Origin of the sequence: Pseudomonas sp. PS02302 (assembly GCF_029959585.1) — a bacterium.
Lineage (GTDB): Bacteria > Pseudomonadota > Gammaproteobacteria > Pseudomonadales > Pseudomonadaceae > Chryseomonas > Chryseomonas aestiva.
Genome location: NZ_JASCON010000014.1, coordinates 1 through 20432 on the forward strand (window position 1 = coordinate 1; position 20432 = coordinate 20432).

The 20432-nt window shown below is 65.6% G+C and carries 20 protein-coding genes and 1 other RNA gene; 12 read left to right on the forward strand and 9 right to left on the reverse strand.

Annotated elements, in window-relative coordinates:
* Window positions 1–75: 75 nt before the first annotated feature.
* From QMX82_RS06955 to osmE, 4 genes are all read right to left on the reverse strand, one after another.
* Window positions 76–1269, reverse strand: coding sequence for a maltoporin (locus QMX82_RS06955; RefSeq protein ID WP_256664555.1), 1194 nt, complete (start codon window positions 1267–1269; stop codon window positions 76–78).
* Between the two features lie 474 nt (window positions 1270–1743).
* The gene (gene ilvD / locus QMX82_RS06960) at window positions 1744–3579 is read right to left on the reverse strand and encodes a dihydroxy-acid dehydratase (protein ID WP_158893330.1); all 1836 of its coding nucleotides are present in this window, start codon (window positions 3577–3579) and stop codon (window positions 1744–1746) included.
* 404 nt (window positions 3580–3983) lie between these two features.
* On the reverse strand, window positions 3984–4505 hold the full coding sequence (locus QMX82_RS06965; RefSeq protein WP_132832850.1) for a hypothetical protein: 522 nt from the start codon (window positions 4503–4505) through the stop codon (window positions 3984–3986).
* Between the two features lie 192 nt (window positions 4506–4697).
* On the reverse strand, window positions 4698–5036 hold the full coding sequence (gene osmE, locus QMX82_RS06970; protein ID WP_133862565.1) for an osmotically-inducible lipoprotein OsmE: 339 nt from the start codon (window positions 5034–5036) through the stop codon (window positions 4698–4700).
* Between the two features lie 279 nt (window positions 5037–5315).
* On the opposite strand from osmE, the gene QMX82_RS06975 reads away from it, so the two are divergent.
* A complete protein-coding gene (locus QMX82_RS06975; RefSeq protein ID WP_282281827.1) occupies window positions 5316–6536 on the forward strand; it encodes an N-acetylmuramoyl-L-alanine amidase in 1221 nt (406 codons plus the stop codon).
* Window positions 6533–6937: a hypothetical protein gene (locus tag QMX82_RS06980; RefSeq protein ID WP_208692491.1), complete on the forward strand. Its 405-nt coding sequence runs from the start codon at window positions 6533–6535 to the stop codon at window positions 6935–6937. The genes QMX82_RS06975 and QMX82_RS06980 overlap by 4 nt, the downstream gene beginning before the upstream one ends.
* Before the next feature lie 7 nt (window positions 6938–6944).
* Here QMX82_RS06980 and QMX82_RS06985 read toward each other — a convergent pair whose 3' ends face one another.
* Complete coding sequence (locus tag QMX82_RS06985) at window positions 6945–7598, reverse strand: sulfite oxidase-like oxidoreductase (RefSeq protein WP_208692489.1); 654 nt, start codon at window positions 7596–7598, stop codon at window positions 6945–6947.
* Between the two features lie 148 nt (window positions 7599–7746).
* Here QMX82_RS06985 and QMX82_RS06990 point away from each other — a divergent pair, with 148 nt between their 5' ends.
* Entirely contained in the window at window positions 7747–7983 is a 237-nt protein-coding gene (locus QMX82_RS06990) for a DUF2171 domain-containing protein (protein ID WP_208692487.1), read from the forward strand.
* Window positions 7984–8045: 62 nt separating this feature from the next.
* Here the strand turns inward: QMX82_RS06990 and QMX82_RS06995 are convergent, their stop codons facing one another.
* From QMX82_RS06995 to QMX82_RS07010, 4 genes are read right to left on the reverse strand one after another with little or no spacing between them, the layout of a single operon-like run.
* A complete protein-coding gene (locus QMX82_RS06995) occupies window positions 8046–8618 on the reverse strand; it encodes a BON domain-containing protein (protein ID WP_208692486.1) in 573 nt (190 codons plus the stop codon).
* Window positions 8615–9208 carry a phosphoheptose isomerase gene (locus tag QMX82_RS07000; RefSeq protein WP_007162067.1) on the reverse strand — a complete coding sequence of 198 codons (594 nt, stop codon included), beginning with the start codon at window positions 9206–9208 and terminating at the stop codon, window positions 8615–8617. Before QMX82_RS07000 ends, QMX82_RS06995 begins: the two co-directional genes overlap by 4 nt.
* 32 nt (window positions 9209–9240) lie before the next feature.
* Window positions 9241–9615 (reverse strand): YraN family protein, encoded by a 375-nt coding sequence (locus tag QMX82_RS07005; RefSeq protein WP_282281846.1) that lies wholly within the window; start codon window positions 9613–9615, stop codon window positions 9241–9243.
* The gene (locus QMX82_RS07010) at window positions 9612–11399 is read right to left on the reverse strand and encodes a penicillin-binding protein activator (protein ID WP_208692485.1); all 1788 of its coding nucleotides are present in this window, start codon (window positions 11397–11399) and stop codon (window positions 9612–9614) included. Before QMX82_RS07010 ends, QMX82_RS07005 begins: the two co-directional genes overlap by 4 nt.
* Before the next feature lie 123 nt (window positions 11400–11522).
* Between QMX82_RS07010 and rsmI the strand changes: the two genes are divergently transcribed.
* From rsmI to mraY, 9 genes are all read left to right on the forward strand, one after another.
* Window positions 11523–12374 carry a 16S rRNA (cytidine(1402)-2'-O)-methyltransferase gene (gene rsmI / locus QMX82_RS07015; RefSeq protein ID WP_282281848.1) on the forward strand — a complete coding sequence of 284 codons (852 nt, stop codon included), beginning with the start codon at window positions 11523–11525 and terminating at the stop codon, window positions 12372–12374.
* Window positions 12375–12440: 66 nt separating this feature from the next.
* Window positions 12441–12796, forward strand: an RNA gene (gene rnpB, locus QMX82_RS07020) — RNase P RNA component class A.
* Window positions 12797–13085: 289 nt separating this feature from the next.
* Window positions 13086–13541: a division/cell wall cluster transcriptional repressor MraZ gene (gene mraZ / locus QMX82_RS07025; RefSeq protein ID WP_007162063.1), complete on the forward strand. Its 456-nt coding sequence runs from the start codon at window positions 13086–13088 to the stop codon at window positions 13539–13541.
* A gap of 2 nt (window positions 13542–13543) precedes the next feature.
* The gene (gene rsmH, locus QMX82_RS07030; protein WP_280311417.1) at window positions 13544–14485 is read left to right on the forward strand and encodes a 16S rRNA (cytosine(1402)-N(4))-methyltransferase RsmH; all 942 of its coding nucleotides are present in this window, start codon (window positions 13544–13546) and stop codon (window positions 14483–14485) included.
* Window positions 14482–14775 (forward strand): cell division protein FtsL, encoded by a 294-nt coding sequence (ftsL, locus tag QMX82_RS07035; RefSeq protein ID WP_017640714.1) that lies wholly within the window; start codon window positions 14482–14484, stop codon window positions 14773–14775. Before rsmH ends, ftsL begins: the two co-directional genes overlap by 4 nt.
* Window positions 14776–14834: 59 nt before the next feature.
* Window positions 14835–16520 carry a peptidoglycan D,D-transpeptidase FtsI family protein gene (locus tag QMX82_RS07040; RefSeq protein WP_442969375.1) on the forward strand — a complete coding sequence of 562 codons (1686 nt, stop codon included), beginning with the start codon at window positions 14835–14837 and terminating at the stop codon, window positions 16518–16520.
* Window positions 16517–17986, forward strand: coding sequence for a UDP-N-acetylmuramoyl-L-alanyl-D-glutamate--2,6-diaminopimelate ligase (locus QMX82_RS07045; RefSeq protein ID WP_282281863.1), 1470 nt, complete (start codon window positions 16517–16519; stop codon window positions 17984–17986). The genes QMX82_RS07040 and QMX82_RS07045 overlap by 4 nt, the downstream gene beginning before the upstream one ends.
* Window positions 17979–19346: a UDP-N-acetylmuramoyl-tripeptide--D-alanyl-D-alanine ligase gene (locus QMX82_RS07050; RefSeq protein WP_282281865.1), complete on the forward strand. Its 1368-nt coding sequence runs from the start codon at window positions 17979–17981 to the stop codon at window positions 19344–19346. The genes QMX82_RS07045 and QMX82_RS07050 overlap by 8 nt, the downstream gene beginning before the upstream one ends.
* Window positions 19346–20428: a phospho-N-acetylmuramoyl-pentapeptide-transferase gene (mraY, locus tag QMX82_RS07055; protein ID WP_007162057.1), complete on the forward strand. Its 1083-nt coding sequence runs from the start codon at window positions 19346–19348 to the stop codon at window positions 20426–20428. The genes QMX82_RS07050 and mraY overlap by 1 nt, the downstream gene beginning before the upstream one ends.
* Window positions 20429–20432: the final 4 nt, after the last annotated feature.

Consider the following 20432-nt stretch of genomic DNA (forward strand, 5'->3'; position numbering starts at 1 on the left):
GGTTTTTTATTTGGTGGGCGGGGGGGGGGCGGCGCCCGCCCCCCCCCGGGCACACCGCGGGGCGCGGTAGAGCTGTTACCACCACTGCTCGATCTGGAAGCCGACGTTGGATCCGTGCAGATCGTTGCCGAAGCTGCCGGTGCTCGACAGCGCGGAGCCGGCGTCGAATTCATCGGCTGCCTGCTGGGCTGCCCGGTTCCAGGCGGCATAGGTGTAGAACAGGCGGAATTCGGGACGCGACTTGAATTCCGGACCCTTGGGCGACCAGGTCGGTGCCAGGGTCAGCTTGGTCAGCTTGCGAGTGCCGCCGGGAGCCTGCACCTGGTCATGGCCCAGTTCGGTGGAGAACTTGAACTGGTCGGTGATGCCGTACACCAGACGCCCGCCCAGCGAGGTCCAGCGCAGGTCGTTGCCATTCGGACGCTCGTCCTTTTGGTAGACCGCGGCGATCTGGCCACCCCAGTAGCGACTGATCTGCCAGTCGAAGAAGTCGACGACGCGATAGGAGACGTCGGCGCTGCTCAGGGTCGGATCGCCGGTGCTGCCCAGGGCGGTGCCCGGACCCTGGCCGCGCTGCACGGCAAAGGTGTTCACGCCGCCCCAGCCCATGAAGTTGGCCTGCTTGTGCTGCAGCGTCACGGCTACACCACTGTTGGCGTTGGGCTGATTGGTGGGCTTGTCCAGATAGCTGACACCGATTTCCAGCGAACCATTGGGGTTGGTGTTGAAGCCGGCGACGTTGAAGTCGATGCGGTTCTGGAAATCCTTCTGGTTCTGGTTGTCCTTGCGCGAGAAGGCCAGGCTGTACTTCAGGCCGCCAATATTGACGTCCTCGATACCGCCGCCGGTGGCGCTCTGGTTCCAGTAGAAGAAGTCGGAGATGTGGATGTCGTTACGCTTGTAGTAACGCCGACCGGCCCAGAGGTTACCGCCGTTCAGCGCGGCGATGTTGTTCCAGTAGGCGTAGGCCTGGACCGCACGAATCGCGCCGTTGTCGCCATTGAAGGTCGGGGTGCGATCGTATTTGTTGAAGAAGCTGCCCATGCCGTAGACGCCGATTGCCGAGCCGTCGTCGAGATTGAAGACGTTCTGCTTCAGCGCCAGTTCGCCGTACTGCTCGCACTCGTTGCCCAGGCGATATTTGGACTGCGCGCCCTGCAGCTTGAAGCAGCGCATGGAGTCCGAACCGGAGGAGTCACCGAGACCGGTACGGAAGTAACCGGTGGTTTCCAGGGCGTGCGCCGCAGGAATCAGGAGAAGAGTGCTCATCAAGGACGCGACCGAAACCCTGGCCAAGGGCATAGCCTTTTTCTTATTCATTTATGTTCCCTGTTTTATTGTTGTTGTGTAACTCAGTGCCTGGCCAGCACCTGATCCGCCGTGCTCGAGCGGAAGATCGGTATAGGTGTGACCATTGGAAACCAACCTGACTACAAAGCTATCGCTGAATCAATTCAGCGGCAGACGGAGGGTAGCCTTTGATCACTCAACGGCCTAGCGGCTCGATTACAGCGTGATGTGAGCTGAATCACAGGTTGTGCTTCTGCAAAAATAGCAAGCCAAGCAACTGTGGAACCCCTCTGGAATGGGGTCATGGCGAGGGCTTTTCCTGCTGCAGAAGGGCCAGGCGCGGCAAAGAGGAAAGGAGGCGAGCGGAAGGGCGAGATAGAGCGGAGAAAGCCGGCGGGAAGGTGGGGCGGAGCATCCGGGGGACGGCGGATACCGTCCCCCGGAGCCTGAGAATCAGCCCAGCAGGGCCTTGTCGCGCACGCCGCCCTTGTCGGCACTGGTGGCCAGCAGGGCATAGGCCTTGAGCGCGGTGGTCACGCGGCGGGCACGGGGTTGTGCCGGCTTCCAGCCCAGCTTGTCCTGCTCGATGCGGCGGTGGGACAGCTCTTCGTCACTCACCAGCAGGTTGATGCTGCGCTGGGGAATGTCGATCAGCACCTTGTCGCCATCGCGCACCAGGCCGATGGCACCGCCCGCCGCGGCTTCCGGCGAGGCATGGCCGATGGACAGGCCCGAGGTGCCGCCGGAGAAGCGACCGTCGGTGAGCAGGGCGCACTGCTTGCCCAGGCCCTTGGATTTCAGGTAGCTGGTGGGGTAGAGCATCTCCTGCATGCCCGGACCACCCTTGGGCCCTTCGTAGCGGATGATGACGATATCGCCGGCCTTGACCTCGTCGGCGAGGATGCCGCGCACCGCCGCGTCCTGGCTTTCGAAGACTTTGGCATTGCCCTCGAACACATGGATGGATTCATCCACGCCGGCGGTCTTCACCACGCAGCCGTCCAGGGCGATGTTGCCGTAGAGCACGGCCAGACCACCTTCCTGGGAATAGGCATGCGCGACACTGCGGATGCAGCCCTCGGCACGGTCGTCGTCCAGGGTGTCATAGCGAGTCGCCTGGCTGAAGGCTTCCTGGGTCGGGATGCCGGCGGGACCGGCGCGGAAGAAGGTCTTCACCGCCTCGTCCTGGGTCAGGGTGATATCCCACCGCTCGATGGCTTCGCCCAGGGTCCGGCTGTGCACGGTGGGCAGGTCGGCATGCAGGAGACCGCCGCGGGCCAGTTCGCCGAGGATGCTGAAGATGCCCCCGGCGCGGTGCACGTCTTCCATGTGGTACTTCTGGATGTTCGGCGCCACCTTGCACAGCTGCGGCACCTTACGTGACAGGGCATCGATGTCGCGCAGATCGAAGTCCATCTCGGCTTCCTGGGCGGCGGCCAGCAGGTGCAGGATGGTGTTGGTCGAGCCGCCCATGGCGATGTCCAGGGTCATGGCGTTTTCGAAGGCCGCATGGCAGGCGATGTTGCGCGGCAGCGCCGACTCGTCGTTTTCCTGATAGTAGCGACGGCACAGCTCGACGATGGTGCGCCCAGCCTGCAGGAACAGCTCCTTGCGGTCGGCGTGGGTGGCCAGGGTGGAGCCGTTGCCGGGCAGGGCCAGGCCGAGGGCCTCGACCAGGCAGTTCATGGAGTTGGCGGTGAACATGCCCGAGCAGCTGCCACAGGTGGGGCAGGCGCTGCGTTCGTATTCGGCGACCTTCTCGTCGCTGGCCGAGCTGTCAGCGGCGATGACCATGGCGTCCACCAGGTCCAGACCATGGCTGGCCAGCTTGGTCTTGCCGGCTTCCATGGGGCCGCCGGAGACGAACACCACCGGGATGTTCAGGCGCAGGGCGGCCATCAGCATGCCGGGGGTGATCTTGTCGCAGTTGGAAATGCACACCAGGGCATCGGCGCAGTGGGCATTGACCATGTATTCCACGGCGTCGGCGATGATCTCGCGACTCGGCAGCGAATAGAGCATGCCGTCGTGGCCCATGGCGATGCCGTCGTCCACGGCGATGGTGTTGAATTCCTTGGCCACGCCGCCGGCCTTCTCGATTTCCCGGGCGACCAGCTGGCCGAGGTCCTTGAGGTGGACATGGCCCGGCACGAACTGGGTAAAGGAGTTGGCGATGGCGATGATGGGCTTCTTGAAGTCTTCGTCCTTCATCCCGGTGGCGCGCCAGAGCGCCCGGGCGCCAGCCATGTTGCGGCCCTGGGTGGAGGTTTTCGAGCGATAGTCAGGCATGAAGCGTCTCTCCGAGGCGGCTTTCTAGATCACGGTTCTGGTCATCGTGAGCGCAGACGAGGCACGGTGCAAACGCGGAGTGACGGTTGCCGAGCCGGAGGGCGGCCACGCCATGCGGGATCTCCACAGGGGCTGCCAGGGCTCACGAACCCGCCGGAGGATGCTGGCGGAGGGGAATTCGGATCATACACCCGGGCGCCAGCACTGCACAGCAGGCCGGCGTCCAAGGGGTAGGACTTGTCTGAAAGTCGCCGAGCGATGGTCAGGCAAGGCAAAAATCCGTGAGGAAGCGGATCGGACTCGCGCTCGATTTCACGAAGGGCAAATGAGCATTCCGATCGGACTGGCGACCCAGCGGATTTTTAACGCCGCATGACCGAGCGCAGGCACTTTTCAGGCAAGGCCTAGGGCGCTTCCTGTTCGCCGTCGGGAGCGTCTTCCAGGTATTCGTCCATGGGCTCCTGGCCGGCCAGGGTCTTGAGACTCAGGTCCACGGCTTCGGGCAGGGTGATGTCGACGCGCTGCTTGTCGCTGCCTTCCAGCGAGGACTCGTAGCTCAGCGCATGGCGCAGGTGGCCGTTCTCGAGGATGGCACCGACGCTGGCCAGCTGGGCGGCGGCCGGAGCCAGGCGCTCGAGGGCGGCCTTGGGCCAGGTGGCCTCGACGGTCGCGTTGCAGGTATAGAAGCCCGCTTCGCCGCTGTCCGAGGGTTCTTCCTGGGTCTTGATGTCGACCAGCGAGACCTGGCCGGCTTCCAGCGCGGGCTGGCCGGCGGCGATGTCGTCCGCATAGATCTCGTTGATGGTCTGGGCGTATTGCTGACGGACCAGCTCGGCGGTCTTGGCCGCATCGCAACTGTAGTCATAGCCACCGCAGCCAGTCAGGGAAAGCACGGCAGCTGTGAGTATGAGGTGACGTCTGGACATGCCTGAATTCCTTGGAACGATGGGTAGAACCTGGCGGCGCTGGCCGCGCCTGCGTCGATCCACAGTGCAGGAGGTTGGCGCAGCGATCGGGAATGGCGAGGGCCCATGGTGCTGCCGCTCGCCCATCCTGTCCATCAGACGCCGCCAGCGTCCTTCAGGACACCCGGCCTGGCCGGCCGGTCAGCTCCCGGCTCAGGCGCGGTCGGCGCTTTCGCAGGTTTCGAAGTCCTTGCTGTCGACGCGGTTCATGCTGTCGAAGCCGATCGAATAGACCTGCTCCTTGCCATCCTTGTTGAGCACATAGTTGTTGCAGGTGCCGGGACGGAATTTGCGGGTATAGGTGCTCGACGGGGTGCCACCGAGGCGCAGCACGTCAGCCTTGCTCATGCCCTTGTCCACCTGCTTCACCAGCGGTTGCTCGCGAAATTCGACGCGGCCCACGGTGTAGTCGGCGGTGTTCTTCACCGAGGAGCAGCCCGCCAGTACGGTGCCAGCCAGCAGCGCGGTCGCGACAGCAATCTTCTTGTTCATGGTGTGATCCCTTCAAAGGCGGAAGTGCCTGACACTTCGACGATGGCGGCGCCGATAAATTCGCTCTCCGTCGCACTTCTCGCGGTTTGCCACTTTGACGGACCGGCTGCTGGCCTCGGCAAGTCACTGTATCTAAAGCTGATTCTGCAAACGAACGCTATGCCCCGGTTTTCTAAGGATTATTTTGTCCGAATGGCAGTTGACAGGGACCAGGCGGCAGGCGATCTTTAGCGTTATGTTGTAACTTCCCAGCCGTTTCTCGTTTCTTGCGAGGACCTCATGAATCGCCGTCGTCTGCTCAATCTGATCCTGGCTGGCATGACCTTGCCCGTCGGGTTGCCGGCGTTTGCCGCCCGGCAGCAACTCAAGGGTGCCCGGGCCTGGCAGGATGCCGACAAGCTCCGCCTGGTCTTCGAGCTCACCGGACCGGTGCGCTACAAGACCTTCACCCTGGTCGCGCCGGATCGCATCATTCTCGATCTCGCCGATACCCAGGCCCCCGCGGTGCTCAACCACCTCGCCCTGCAGGGGTCGGCGGTGCGCGCCGTGCGCAGCGCTCACTATGGCGCCCAGGACACCCGGGTAGTGCTGGAACTGGCCCATCCGGTAGAGGTGGAAAGCTTCATCCTCGGTCCGGGCGAGGGCGCGGCCAATCGTCTGGTGCTCGATCTCAAGCGCGCCGGAGCGCCGGTAGTGGCTGCCCGCAAGCCGGCCGACGCCGAGCCGCCACTGGAGCTCAAGCGCGGCAAGGGCCTGGCCACGGGGCGCGACATCATGGTGGTGGTCGATGCCGGTCACGGCGGCAAGGACCCGGGTGCGCTGAGCGCCCGGGGCGATCGGGAAAAGGACATCGCCCTGATCGTGGCGCAGAATCTGGCGCGTCGCATCAACCTGCAGAAGGGCTTCAAGGCCAAGCTGGTGCGCAACGACGACTTCTTCGTGCCGCTGCGCAAGCGCGTCGAGGTCGCGCGCAGCTATAACGCCGACATGTTCGTCTCGGTGCATGCCGATGCCGCGCCGCGGCGCACCGCCTACGGCGCCTCGGTCTATGCCCTGTCCGAGGGGGGAGCGACTTCCACCACGGCGCGCTTCCTGGCCGACAGCGAGAACAACGTCGACCTGATCGGCGCCAACGAGATTCTCAAGGGACGCGATCCCATGCTCGCCGGCGTGCTGCTGGATATGTCGATGAACGCCACCATCTCGTCGAGCCTGGACCTGGGCCACAAGGTGCTGGGGCAATTGTCGAGCATCACCAACCTGCACCAGAAACGAGTGGAGCAGGCGGGCTTCGCTGTGCTCAAATCGCCGGATATCCCCTCGATCCTGGTCGAGACGGGCTTCATTTCCAATGATCGCGACTGCCGACGCCTGCTCGACAGTCGTCACCAGAAGCAGCTGGCCGATTCGATCTTTGCCGGTCTGCATGGCTATTTCCAGGAGCGCCCCCCGTTGGGCACCTACCTGGCCAGCCTCAAGAACACCCAAGGAGTGACATGAGTTTGCAAGACAAGGCGCGTCGTTACTGGCGCGTGGTGGTGCTGGTGATAGGCGCGCTCTGTATCGTGGCCGGAGTGATCGGCTACGGTCAGGGCGGACGCGACAAGCAGGGCAGTGCCCAGGAAGGCTTCGTCAACAAGGTCTGGCAGATCAAGACCAGCAACAGCATCGAGCCGGGGATGCTCTACGTCTTCCTCAGCGACGGCACCCTGGTGATGGCCTCGCCGAGCAGCCAGCCCTCCCTGGGCCGCTGGACGCGCACCGAGAAGGGCCTGAACATGATCGAGGAAGGCATCACCTATCCCACGGAAATCCTCAGCCTCAGCCGCGACGAATTCCGTATCCGCAGCCTCAATCCCGGCGATCCGGTAGAGCTGCAACTGGCCCCGGCGGCGCACTGAGGCGCCTTCAGGCGTCCTCGGAATAGCGCTGTTCCTGCCAGGGATCGCCGCGGTCGTGATAGCCGCGCATTTCCCAGAAGCCAGGCGTGTCGCCGACCCGGAAGTCGATGCGCCTGAGCCATTTGGCGCTTTTCCACAGATAGAGATGCGGGATCAGGGCCCGTACCGGCCCGCCGTGTTCGGCCGTCAGCGGCTGGCCTTCCCAGCTGTGCACCAGCATGGCGCCCGGCGCGGCGAAATCGGCCAGCGGCAGATTGGTGATGTAACCGTCATGGCTGTGCAGGAGCACATGGGTCGCCTCGTCCCGCGGCTGCACCTCGTCGAGCAATTCAGCTATCGGCAGACCGATCCAGCGATTGTCATAGCGTGACCAGGTGGTGACGCAATGCATGTCGCTGACCGTCTCGGTAGTCGCCCGCGCGACGAAGGTTTCCCAGTTCCAGCGCAGCGTCTTGCGGACCGCGCCGGTCACCGCCAGTTGCCAGCGCTCCCGGCTGACCTCCGGGCGTATGCCCAGGTCCAGGACCGGCCAGTTGCTGACGCGGTGCTGGCCAGGTGGCAGACGCTCGCTTTCCGCACGCGCGCCCTGGCCGGTGAGGAAGCGTCCCTCCTGGGCCCAGCGCTCCTTGGAGCGGGTCAGCTTGCTCGGCTCGTCGCTCATCGTTGGATCCTCTTCACAGGTCTCGGCCCTCTGACCACCATGCCAGCCTTTCGTCGGCACGGGCCGAACCCAGACGGCGTCTTGCATCTCCTATCCTGCAGGCACTCAGAGAGCCGCCTCTTAATTCTTAACCTGCCGGAGAACCACCATGGTAGATGCAACCCAGATCAAAGAGCATGCGGAAGTTGTCGGTTCGGACGGCCAGCACGTGGGCACCGTCGACCATATGGAAGGCGCCGATCGCATCAAGCTGACCAAGCGCGATCAGGATGCCGATGGCAAGCATCACTACATTCCGCTGAGCTGGGTCCAGTCGGTGGATGGCAGTCAGGTACGCCTGGCCAAGACCCGCGACGAGGCCGAAAGCGAGTGGCAGGCTGCCTAAGACACGCCGCCCACTAAAAAGCCCCGCATCAGCGGGGCTTTTTAGTGGGCGGCGAATACGGATCAGTTGATGTATTCGAACAGCTTGACGATGCGCTGTACGCCCGAGACGCTCTGGATCAGTTGCACGGCATGGGCGCCTTCCTGCTGGGTCACCAGGCCCAGGAGGTAGACGATGCCGTTCTCCGTGACCACCTTGATGCGCGAACCGGGGATGTCTTCATCGGCGAACATCTGGGTCTTGATGCGGGTGGTCAACCAGGAATCGTTGCTGCGCGCCAGCAGCGAGGAGTTGCCGGTGACCTGCAGTTCGTTGTGCACCGTCTTGACCCGCTGCACGCTGCGCACGGCCTGTTCGGCCTGGGCCTTGAGATCGGCGCGCGGCGTCTGCCCGGCGATCAGCACCACGCCGTTGTAGCTCACCACCACGATGTGCGAGCTGGCCAGATCGGCATTGGCCTTGGAGATGTTGACCGAGGCCTTGGTCTCGATCAGGGCATCGTCCACGGTGCTGCCCAGGGTGCGGGTGCCGCGGTTGTCGTCGATGGGCTTGTCGCGGCTGGCGGTGACCACGTTGCTACAGCCGGCGACCGCAAAGGACAGCGCCAGGATGGCGAGCAGGGGAGCCTTCTTCATTCTTCGCTTCCAAACAGTTGCTGATCGATCTGGTCGCACAGGCAGTGGATCACCAGCAGGTGCACTTCCTGGATGCGGGCGGTGACCTTGGCAGGCACGCGAATCTCGACGTCTTCGGGCAGCAGCAGGGAGGCCATGCCGCCGCCGTCGCGGCCGGTGAGGGCGACCACGGTCATCTCGCGGTCGTGGGCAGCCTGGATCGCCTGGATCACGTTGGCCGAATTGCCGCTGGTGGAGATCGCCAGGAGGATGTCGCCGGGCTGACCCAGGGCGCGGATCTGCTTGGAGAACACCTCGTTGTAGCTGTAGTCGTTGGCGATGGAGGTCAGCGTCGAGGTGTCGGTGGTCAAGGCCAGGGCCGGCAGGCTGGGGCGCTCGCGCTCGAAGCGATTCAGCAGCTCCGAAGAGAAGTGCTGGGCATCGCCGGCGGAGCCGCCATTGCCGCAGGTGAGGATCTTGCCTTCGTTGAGCAGGGCCGCAACCATGACCTGGCTGGCCAGATCGATATGCGGAATCAGGACTTCCATGGCCTGACGCTTGGTTTCGATGCTGTCCCGGAAGAGCTTCTGGATGCGGGCGTGGGTGTCCATCGCGATATCTTTGACCTGTGCTGTGGAGGGCCTCAGGCGTCGAAGGCCTGATTGATCCATTCGAGTGCCTGAGGGGATGCGTCGGCCCCGGGGCCGATCGCGATCACGTCGAAACGACAGGGCCGCTTGGCCCAGCGCGCTTCGGATTGCAGAAAGAGGGCGGCGCTGTTGACCAGTCGCTGCCGCTTGCGGGCATCTATGCTTTCCGCGGCGCCGCCCCAGGCGGTGTGCCTGCGGGCGCGTACCTCGACGAATACTACTGTATCGCCGTCGAGCATGACCAGATCGAGCTCGCCACCCTGCCAGCGCCAGTTGCGGGCGATCAGCCGCAGGCCGCGCGTCTGCAGGAACTGCAGGGCGCGATCCTCGGCTTGCCTGCCGCGCTGGAGATGCGGCGCCTGCTTCACGGGGTGCTGAGCGAGGCCGGCACGCTGGTGGTGGGCAGCGGTGCATTGTTGGCCGGCAGCGGCTGGACCACGCCGTTGCGGAATTCCGCCCAGGGCAGGTGACGCACCACGCGCTGGTCGGGCGCCACGCTCAGGTTGCCGGACAGGCCGGGCAGCTCGGAGTTGGGCAGGGCCTTGAGCTGCTGCAGGTGCAGCGCCAGCAGGTACGCATCGGCGCCCATGGCATAGAGCCGACCGATGCTGGTGCCGGCCTGCGGCCACTGGGCGGTGATCTTGGCGCGCAGCGGATTGCTCGGGTCCAGCAGCCAGGGGGTTTCGCAGAACAGGATGCCGTTGAGATCCTGGTTGGCGCCGGGTTCGTTGACGCCGCTGTTAAGGTTGGAGGTAGCGTACACCGGCAGGTCGCGGGCGTTCTGGTAGACCAGGATCGGCTTGATCTGACGGGCCTGGGCCGGGGTCGAGGCGAGGAAGATGAAGTCCATGCCCTGGCGCATCTGCAACAGGCTGGTGATGCGATTGGCGATCTCGACCGGTTGGCCGATGCGCTCGGCGGCGACCAGGCGCCCGCCCAGTTGCTGCCACTCGTTCTGGAAGGCGGCCAGCACGCGAGCGCCCCAGTCACCCTGGGGCACCATGGCGCCGGCACTGCGCTTGCCGTCGGCCCAGGCCCGGCGCGCGGCCTCGCGGGCCTCGTCCTCGGCGGCCAGGCCGAACTGGAAGAGTTGCGGCGGCTGGGCGCCCTGGCTGTCGCCGTAGTTCAGCGCCAGGGTATTGATCGGCAGCTGCGGGCGATCGCCCAGCTGCTTGACGAAGTTCTTCTCCAGCGGGCCGACCACCAGCTGGATGCCGGCGGCCTGGGCCTGGCGGTAGAAGGCGTCCAGCGAGCCCATCTGGGTGCTGTCGTAGACGGTCACGGCCGGGGCGCTCTGGCCGGCGGCCAGGGCTTCGTAGCGGGCGGCCATGAAGCCGTCCTGCAGCGCGCGCGAGACGCCGGCGAGCTGGCCCTGCAGCGGCAGCAGCAGGGCGACGCGATTGAGCGGTTCCCGCGCCAGGGTCTTCAGGCGCTCCAGGTCATCGGGCAGATTGCGCGCGGCAGGATGGCCGGGGTTCTGCTTCTGCCATTCCTCTATGGCGGCGAGCTGCTGATCGAGCGCCAGGTTGCCGCGGGTGATGGCGGCCAGCGCCAGCCAGCCATTGAGGTCGGCGTCCTTCACGCTCTGGCGCAACTGCGCGTCCGGCAGGCTGGTCACCAGCTGCCAGATCTGCTCGCGGTTGTCATGGGCGGCATCGCCGTCCAGCAGCGGACCGAGGAAGATGCGTTCCTGGGCGGCGGCGAGCGGCTGGCCGTTGGCGGCCTGGGCCGCGGCCTTGGTCAGGCCGCTGCGGATCTGCTGCTGGGCCGGCAGTTCGCCCAGTTGGGCGAAGCTCGGGTGGTCGAAGCGCTTGAGCGCCTGGGCCGGCTGCTTGTCGAGCAGGTCGAGCTGGGCCAGCAGGGTCTGGGCGAACATCTGCTGGGCCGGCTTGAGGCCTTCGAGATTGATGGAGCCCAGGATCTGCCGCGCTTCGCGAGAATTCTGCTGGGCATAGGCCTTGTCGGCGGCGGCCAGGCGCAGCAGATTGGCCTGCTCGGACTGACTGGAGCCGGCCTGATTCAGCAGCTGCTCGATGCTGGCCTGGGTGGGCTGGGGCAGGTCGCCGAGGGCGTTGTTGACGGGCGAGCTGCTGCAGGCGGCGAGCAGGGCGAAGGCGGTGGCGCAGAGCAGCGGACGCAGGCGGAACTTCATGCTGTGGTTCCTGAGCAAAAGTCTGGAAAGGGGGCGATTGTCTCACAGCACCCAAGCGCTGCGAACGCCGAGGGCGAGAGCGGCGTACACTGTTGGGCTATTTCCAGTCCGTCAGGTTTCATCATGCTTTCGCCGGGTACTCTTTATGTGGTTGCCACGCCCATCGGCAACCTGGACGACATCACCGCCCGCGCGCTCAAGGTCCTGCGCGAAGTGGCCCTGATCGCCGCCGAAGACACCCGTCATTCGGCGCGCCTGCTGCGCCATTTCGGCATCGAGACGCCGCTCGCGGCCTGTCACGACCACAACGAACGCGATGCCGGCGGTCGCTTCATCACTCGGCTGCTGGCGGGGGAAGACGTCGCCCTGATCTCCGATGCGGGCACGCCGCTGATTTCCGATCCGGGCTTTCACCTGGTGCGGGCGGCGCGCGCCCAGGGCGTCCGGGTCTCGCCGATTCCCGGCGCCTGCGCCCTGGTCGCGGCGCTGTCGGCGGCCGGTCTGCCTTCGGATCGCTTCAGCTTCGAAGGCTTCCTGCCGGCCAAGGCGGTAGGCCGGCAGGGACGCCTGGCGGCGCTGCGCGAAGACCCGCGCACGCTCATCTTCTACGAGGCGCCCCACCGGCTCGAGGATTGCGTGGCCGACATGGTGAGCACCTTCGGGCCTGAGCGACACATCGTCCTCGGTCGCGAATTGACCAAGACCTTCGAGACCCTGCGCGGGCTGCCCGCCGGCGAGCTGTTGGCCTGGATTCGCGCGGATCTGGATCAGCAGCGCGGCGAGTGCGTGCTGCTGGTGGGTGGCTGGGCGGCGCCGGAGGACGCGGAGGTCGATGCCGAGACCCTGCGCATCCTCGATCTGCTGTCGGCCGAGCTGCCGATCAAGCGCGCCGCGGCCCTGGCCGCCCAGATCACCGGCGCGCGCAAGAACCAGCTCTATCAGCTGGCCCTGGAGCGCAAGGGCGAGCCGGGCTGAGTGAGGGTGAATTAGTGGGCATCTTTCCTTGTTATCCGCCCCCAGTCTCTATACCCTTGCGCCGCGAGAGCCGACCGGGCAGTCGCTGTCGTGATCCGCAAGGGTTGCGAGGGAGGAAAGTCCGGGCTCCATAGGGCGAGGTGCCAGGTAACGCCTGGGAGGCGTGAGCCTACGGAAAGTGCCACAGAAAATAACCGCCTAAGCGCGCAAGCGCCGGTAAGGGTGAAAAGGTGCGGTAAGAGCGCACCGCACGGCTGGCAACAGTTCGTGGCTAGGTAAACCCCACCTGGAGCAAGACCAAATAGGAATCCATAGGCGTGGCCCGCGCTGGATTCGGGTAGGTCGCTAGAGGCAATCAGCGATGGTTGTCCCAGAGGAATGACTGTCCTCGACAGAACCCGGCTTACAGGTCGGCTCTCGCACCCCCTCCCTCCTGGGCCTCTGCGCCTGGGGTCTGAGACCTCTTCTTAAGACATCACTTTAATCAATTGAGCCAATCAATTGACTTCATTTCCGTTTGTCGGAAATCGATGTCGTTCGTCCTGGCCGTGAACTCGTGCAATTTGCTCGAAATCCCCGTCCCACGCGGCCTGGCTACCCCCTCGCTTACCTTGACTGAAAGCGGCCCTCCTCAATATAGTGGCGGCCGGTGGTACGAAGTGGGGTGAAGTGGGATTTAATGGCAAGGACAGCCTATTAGAGGACGCGAAATTGTTCCGGGGAGCGAACGCCATCAGTCTCGACGCCAAGGGGCGCGCCGCGATGCCGAGCCGGTATCGTGACGAGCTGCTGGAGCGTTGTGCCGGCCAGCTCATCGTGACGATCGATGCCGTCGACCCCTGCCTTTGCGTCTATCCACTCCCGGAATGGGAAATCATCGAAAGCAAGCTGCGGCAGTTGCCCTCGCTACGTGAGGAGACTCGCCGCCTGCAGCGCTTGCTGATCGGCAATGCGGTGGATCTGGAACTCGACGGCAGTGGCCGTTTCCTGGTTCCGCCGCGCCTGCGTGAATACGCCAAGCTGGACCGGCGCGTGATGCTGGTCGGTCAGCTCAACAAGTTCCAGTTATGGGATGAGGACGCCTGGAGTGCCGTGTGCGACGCGGATCTCCTGGCGATTAAGGAACCCGGCGGTATGCCGGATGAAATGCGCGATTTGATCCTGTGACCATGAACCCAGTCTTCCACCACGTCTCCGTTCTCCTGGACGAGGCCGTACAGGCATTGGCGATCCAGCCTGCCGGCCGTTATCTGGACGGTACCTTCGGCCGCGGCGGACACAGCCGGGCCGTGCTGCGCCTGCTGGGTGGAGAAGGGCGGCTGCTGGGCTTCGACAAGGATCCCCAGGCGATCGCCGCCGGCCAGGCCCTGGCCGCGGAAGATCCCCGCTTCGAAATCGTCCAGCGCAGTTTCGCCGAGCTGGGCGATGAACTCGTCAGCCGTGGCTGGTCCGGCCAGGTCGATGGCGTGCTGCTGGATCTGGGCGTGTCCTCGCCCCAGCTCGACGATCCCGAGCGCGGTTTCAGCTTCATGCAGGACGGTCCCCTGGACATGCGCATGGATCCGAGTCGGGGGCAGAGCGCTGCCGCCTGGATCGCCACGGCGCCCGAGGCCGATATCGCCCAGGTATTCAAGGAATTCGGCGAAGAGCGTTTCGCCAAGCGCATGGCGCGCGCCGTGGTGCAGCGCCGTGAAGTCCAGCCCTTCGAGCGCACCGGTGACCTGGCCAAGGTGCTCACCGAGGCCAATCCGGCCTGGGAAAAGGGCAAGCATCCTGCTACCCGCGCCTTCCAGGGGCTGCGTATCTACATCAATCGCGAACTGAGCGATCTGGAGCAGGGCCTGCAGGCGGCCTACGAGCAACTGGCCGTGGGTGGCCGGCTGGTGGTGATCAGTTTTCACTCGCTGGAAGATCGCATCGTCAAACAATTCATGCGCCGACTGGCCAAGGGCGAGGCGGACCAGCTGCCGCGCGACCTGCCGATCCGCGCCACGGTCTTCGAACCCTCGCTGCGCCTGCTGGGCAAGCCGGTCTACGCCAGCGAAGCCGAACTGGCCGCCAATCCCCGCGCCCGCAGTGCCGTGATGCGCATTGCCGAGAAGCTGAAATGAGCCGGCTCTTCGTCAAGAAACTGCCTCTGGGCAGCAGCGTCATGCTGGTGCTGTTCGCCGGCGTACTGTTGTCGGCGGTAGCCGTGGCCTATAGCGCCCACTGGAATCGCCAGCTGCTCAACACCCTCTATGGCGAGATGGCCATCCGCGACAAGGCCCAGGCCGAATACGGTCGGCTGCTGCTGGAGCAGAGCACCTGGACCGCCCACAGTCGGGTCGAGGCCCTGGCCAGCGGCCAATTGCAGATGCGCATTCCCGATCCGACCGAAATCCGGATGGTCAATCCGTGAAAGGCCTGATCGCGCGCCTGCCATGGCGCTTCAGCCTCATTATCGGGCTGTTGCTGGTCATGGTCGGCACCATCATCTGGCGCATCGTCGATCTGCACGTGATCGACCGGGCTTTCCTGAAGGGGCAGGGCGATGCGCGCAGCGTGCGCACCATCCCCATTCCCGCGCACCGTGGCCTGATCACCGATCGCAACGGCGAGCCCCTGGCCGTGAGTACGCCGGTCACCACCCTGTGGATCAATCCCAAGGAACTGCTGGGCGCCGAGGATCGCTGGGCGACCCTGGCCGATGCTGTCGGCCAGCCGCGTGCGGAACTGGCCAAGCGCATCGAGCAGAACGCCAGCAAGGAATTTCTCTACCTGGCTCGCGGCCTCACGCCCGAGCAGGGCGAGGCGGTGATGAGCCAGGTCAAGGCGCACAAGATTCCCGGGGTCTACGACATCGAGGAATTTCGGCGTTTCTATCCGGCAGGTGAGGTGGCGGCTCATGTGGTCGGCTTCACCGATATCGACGACCACGGCCGCGAAGGCATCGAACTGGCCTTCAACGAGTGGCTGTCCGGCGTGCCGGGTCGTCGCCAGGTGGTCAAGGATCGCCGCGGTCGGCTGATCCGCGATGTCCAGGTCGCCAAGAACGCCAAGCCGGGCAACACCCTGGCGCTGTCCATCGACCTGCGGCTGCAGTATCTCGCCGCGCGCGAACTGCGCAATGCCCTGACCCAGTTCGAAGCCGAGGCCGGCAGCCTGACCATCGTCGACGTCAAGACCGGCGAAGTCCTGGCGATGGTCAACATGCCCACCTACAACCCCAACAATCGCCGCAGTCTCGAACCGGCCGCCATGCGCAACCGAGCGATGATCGACGTCATGGAGCCCGGCTCGGTGATGAAGCCGATTTCCATGACCGCGGCGCTCGCCAGCGGACGCTGGAAGCCCTCCGACAAGGTCAACGTCTATCCCGGTTCGCTGCAGATCGGTCGCTACACCATCAAGGACGTCTCCCACAGCGACGGCGCCCTGGACCTGACCGGCATCCTCATCAAGTCCAGCAACGTCGGCATGAGCAAGATCGCCTTCGACGTCGGTGGCGAGAACATCTACAACGCCATGCGCGCCGTGGGCCTCGGCCAGGACACCGGTCTGGGCTTTCCCGGCGAGCGGGTCGGCAATCTGCCCAACCATCGCAACTGGCGTCCGGCCGAGACCGCGACCCTGTCCTATGGCTATGGCCTGGCGGTGACCGCCGTGCAACTGGCCCATGCCTATTCGGTGCTGGCCAACGACGGTCGCTCGGTGCCGCTGTCCATGGTGCGCCTGGACATGGCCCCGGCCAGCGATCAGGCGGTGGAAGAGCGCGTTGCCAAGACCCTGCAGGGCATGCTGCAGCAGGTCGTGGAAGCTCCGGGCGGGGCCTTCCGCGCCCAGGTACCGGGCTACCACGTCGCCGGCAAGAGCGGGACCGCGCGCAAGACCAGCACCGGCACCCGTGGCTATGCCGAGAATTCCTATCGCTCGCTGTTCGCCGGCTTCGGCCCCACCAGCAATCCGCGCCTGGCCGCGGTGGTGGTGATCGATCGTCCGAGCAAGGGCGGCTACTACGGTGGCGTGGTCTCGGCGCCGGTGTTCAGCCGCGTGATGTCCGGCGCCCTGCGCCTGATGAACATCCAGCCGGACAACCTCCAGCCGCTGCCGGTGCAGCAGGCCCAGGCCGGCAAGCCGCTGCTGGTCGGGGAGCGTGATCGATGAGCCGCCTGCTGACCGACCTCCTGCCTGAAGCTACCACTGCCGTCGACATCGGCGGTCTGGCACTGGACAGTCGCGAAGTCCGCCCGGGCTCGCTGTTCCTGGCCATTCCCGGTCTGCACAGCGACGGCCGCGCCCATATCGCCAGCGGTGCCGAGCGCGGCGCGGCGGCCATCGCCTATGAGGCGAAGGACGCTCCCGCACTGCCGGCCCTGGACATCCCCCTGGTCGCCGTCGAGGGCCTGGCCGCACGGCTGTCCGCCATCGCCGGTCGTTTCCATGGCGAGCCGAGCCGGCGCCTGGCGCTGGTCGGCATCACCGGTACCAATGGCAAGACCAGTGTCAGCCAGTTGATCGCCCAGGCCTGTGACCTGCTCGGTCAGCGTTGCGGCATCGTCGGCACCCTGGGTAGCGGCTTCCATGGCGCTCTCGCCGAAGGCCGTCACACCACCCCGGATGCCCTCAAGCTGCAGGCGACCCTGGCCGAACTGGCCGAAGACGGCGCCACTACCGTCGCCATGGAAGTCTCTTCCCATGGCCTGGCCCAAGGCCGGGTGGCGGCGCTGGCCTTCAAGGTCGCGGTCTTCACCAACCTGTCCCGCGATCACCTCGATTACCATGGCACCATGGCCGCCTATGGCGAAGCCAAGGCCCAGCTGTTCGCCTGGCCGGGGCTCGGCGCCCGTGTCCTCAATCTGGATGACGCCTTTGGCCGCGAGCTGGCGGCTCGCCCCAGCCCGGCCGCGACCCTGACCTACAGCCTGAGCGATCCGGCCGCCAGCCTCCATTGCCAGGCCATCCACTTCGACGACCACGGTGTGCGCGCCCAGTTGGTCACCGCCCAGGGCACTGGCGAGCTGCGCAGCCAGCTGATCGGGCGCTTCAACCTGAGCAACCTGCTGGCCGCCATCGGTGCCCTGCTGGGTCTCGGTCATGCGCTGGCCGACATCCTCGCCATCCTCCCGCAGTTGCAGGGCCCGGCCGGGCGCATGCAGCGCCTGGGCGGCGCCGGGCGACCGCTGGTGGTGGTGGACTACGCCCACACCCCCGATGCCCTGGACAAGGTGCTCACCGCCCTGCGGCCCCATGTCGGTGCCCAGGGTCGACTGGTCTGCGTGTTCGGCTGCGGCGGCGATCGCGATCGCGGCAAGCGGCCGGAGATGGCCGCGGTGGCCGAGCGCCTGGCCGATCAGGTGGTGGTGACCGACGACAACCCCCGTACCGAGGATCCGGCCGCCATCGTCGCCGATATCCGCGCCGGCTTCGCGCATCCCGAGCAGGTGAGCTTCGCCGGCCGGCGTGAAGCGGCCATCGCCCAGGCCGTGGCCGCGGCGACCGCCCAGGACATCGTGGTGCTGGCCGGCAAGGGCCATGAGCCCTACCAGGAAATCGCCGGTGTCCGTCATCCCTTTTCCGATCTCGACCAGGCCGAGCGGGCCCTGACCGCCTGGGAGCGACAGCATGCTTAGAACCTTCACCCTCACCGAAGTGGCCGAGGCCCTGACCGGTAACCTGCTGGGTGCCGATGCCCTGTTCGACGGCGTCGGCACCGACAGCCGCAAGGCCGTGGCTGGACAGCTCTTTGTCGCCCTGACTGGGCCGCGTTTCGATGGTCATGCCTATCTGGCCGACGTGGCCGCCCAGGGCGCTGCGGCAGCCCTGGTGGAGCGGGCCGTGCCCGAGGTCCAGCTGCCCCAGCTGGTAGTCGCCGATACCCGCCTGGCGCTGGGGCGTCTGGGCGCCTTCAATCGGGATCTGTTCCAGGGCAAGCTCGCCGCCGTGACCGGCTCCAGTGGCAAGACCACGGTCAAGGAACTGCTCGCCGCCATCCTGCGGCAGCAGGGCGCCACCCTGGCCACCCAGGGCAATCTGAACAACGACCTCGGCGCGCCCCTGACCCTGCTGCAACTGGCCGCCGAGCACGCCTATGGCGTCATCGAGCTGGGTGCTTCCCATGTCGGTGACATCGCCTATACCGTGAGCCTGACACGCCCGGATGTCGTTATCATTACCAACGCCGGCCAGGCCCATGTGGGCGAATTCGGCGGCGTCGATCGTATCGTCGAGGCCAAGGGCGAGATCATCGAAGGCGTGGGCGAGGCAGGCACCGTGGTGCTCAACCGCGACGACGTGGCCTTCGAGACCTGGCAGCGCCGCGCGGCCGGTCGCAGCGTCGTCGCCTTCGGCCTGGATACCCGCGCCGACGTGCGCGCCAGCGAGGTGACCCTGGATGCCCAGGGTCGCCCGAGCTTCCTCTTGCACACAGCCCAGGGCCAGGCGCCGGTCACCCTGCAGCTGCTAGGTACCCACAACGTCGGCAATGCCCTGGCCGCCGCTGCCGCAGCGCTCAGCCTGGGGCTGGAGCTGGCCACCATCGCCCGTGGTCTCGCCGCCGCGGCACCGGTCCAGGGCCGCACCCTGACCCGCACCAGCCAGCGCGGCGCCCAGGTCATCGACGACAGCTACAACGCCAACCCCGCGTCGGTGAAGGCCGGGATCGACCTGCTGGCTGCCCTGCCGGGCCGTCGGGTGGTGGTCCTGGGCGATATCGCCGAGCTGGGCGAGTGGACCGAACAGGGCCATCGCGAGGTGGGCGAGCACGCCCGCGGCACGGTGGATGCCTTCTACAGCGTCGGTCCCTCGATGGCCCATGCGGCCCGCGCCTATGGCGCCGAGGCCCGGCATTTCGCCGATCGCGAACAACTGATCGAGGCCCTGGCGGACGAGGACCGGGCCGGAACCACCCTGCTGATCAAGGGATCCCGCAGCGCCGCGATGGACAAGGTCGTCGCCGCGCTCTGCGCTATCAACACCGAGGAGAAACACTGATGCTGCTGCTGTTGGCGGAGTTCCTGCAACAGTTCTACAAGGGCTTCGCCGTCTTCCAATACCTCAGCCTGCGCGGCATTCTGGGCGTTCTGACCGCCCTGTTGCTGTCGTTGTGGCTCGGCCCCTGGATGATCCGCACCCTGCAGATCCGCCAGATCGGCCAGGCCGTGCGCAACGATGGCCCCCAGTCGCACCTGTCCAAATCCGGCACCCCCACCATGGGTGGCGCCCTGATCCTGACCACCATCGGCATCAGCACCCTGCTGTGGGCCGATCTGCACAACCGCTATGTCTGGACCGTGCTGGCGGTGACCTTCCTGTTCGGCGCCATCGGCTGGGTCGACGACTATCGCAAGGTGATCGAGAAGAATTCCCGCGGCCTGCCCAGTCGCTGGAAGTACTTCTGGCAATCGGTATTCGGCCTGGGGGCGGCGATCTTTCTCTACGTAACGGCCAAGGCGCCGATCGAAACCACACTGATCCTGCCCCTGCTGAAGAACATCGAAATCCCGCTGGGGATTTTCTTCGTTGTGCTGACCTACTTCGTCATCGTCGGCTCCAGCAACGCGGTCAACCTCACCGACGGCCTCGACGGCCTGGCGATCATGCCCACCGTGATGGTCGGTGGTGCCCTGGGCATCTTCTGCTACCTGTCGGGCAACGTGAAATTCGCCGATTACCTGCTTATTCCCTATGTGGAAGGCTCCGGCGAACTGATCGTCTTCTGCGGCGCCCTGATCGGGGCCGGCCTGGGCTTTCTCTGGTTCAACACCTATCCGGCCATGGTCTTCATGGGTGACGTCGGCGCCCTGGCGCTGGGCGCCGCCTTGGGCACCATCGCCGTCATCGTCCGCCAGGAAGTGGTGCTGTTCATCATGGGTGGCGTCTTCGTCATGGAGACCCTCTCGGTGGTCATCCAGGTCGCGTCCTTCAAGCTGACCGGCAAGCGCGTCTTCCGCATGGCGCCGATCCACCACCATTTCGAATTGAAGGGCTGGCCCGAGCCGCGGGTCATCGTGCGCTTCTGGATCATCACCGTGATCCTGGTGCTGTTCGGTCTCGCCACCCTGAAACTGAGGTAATCGC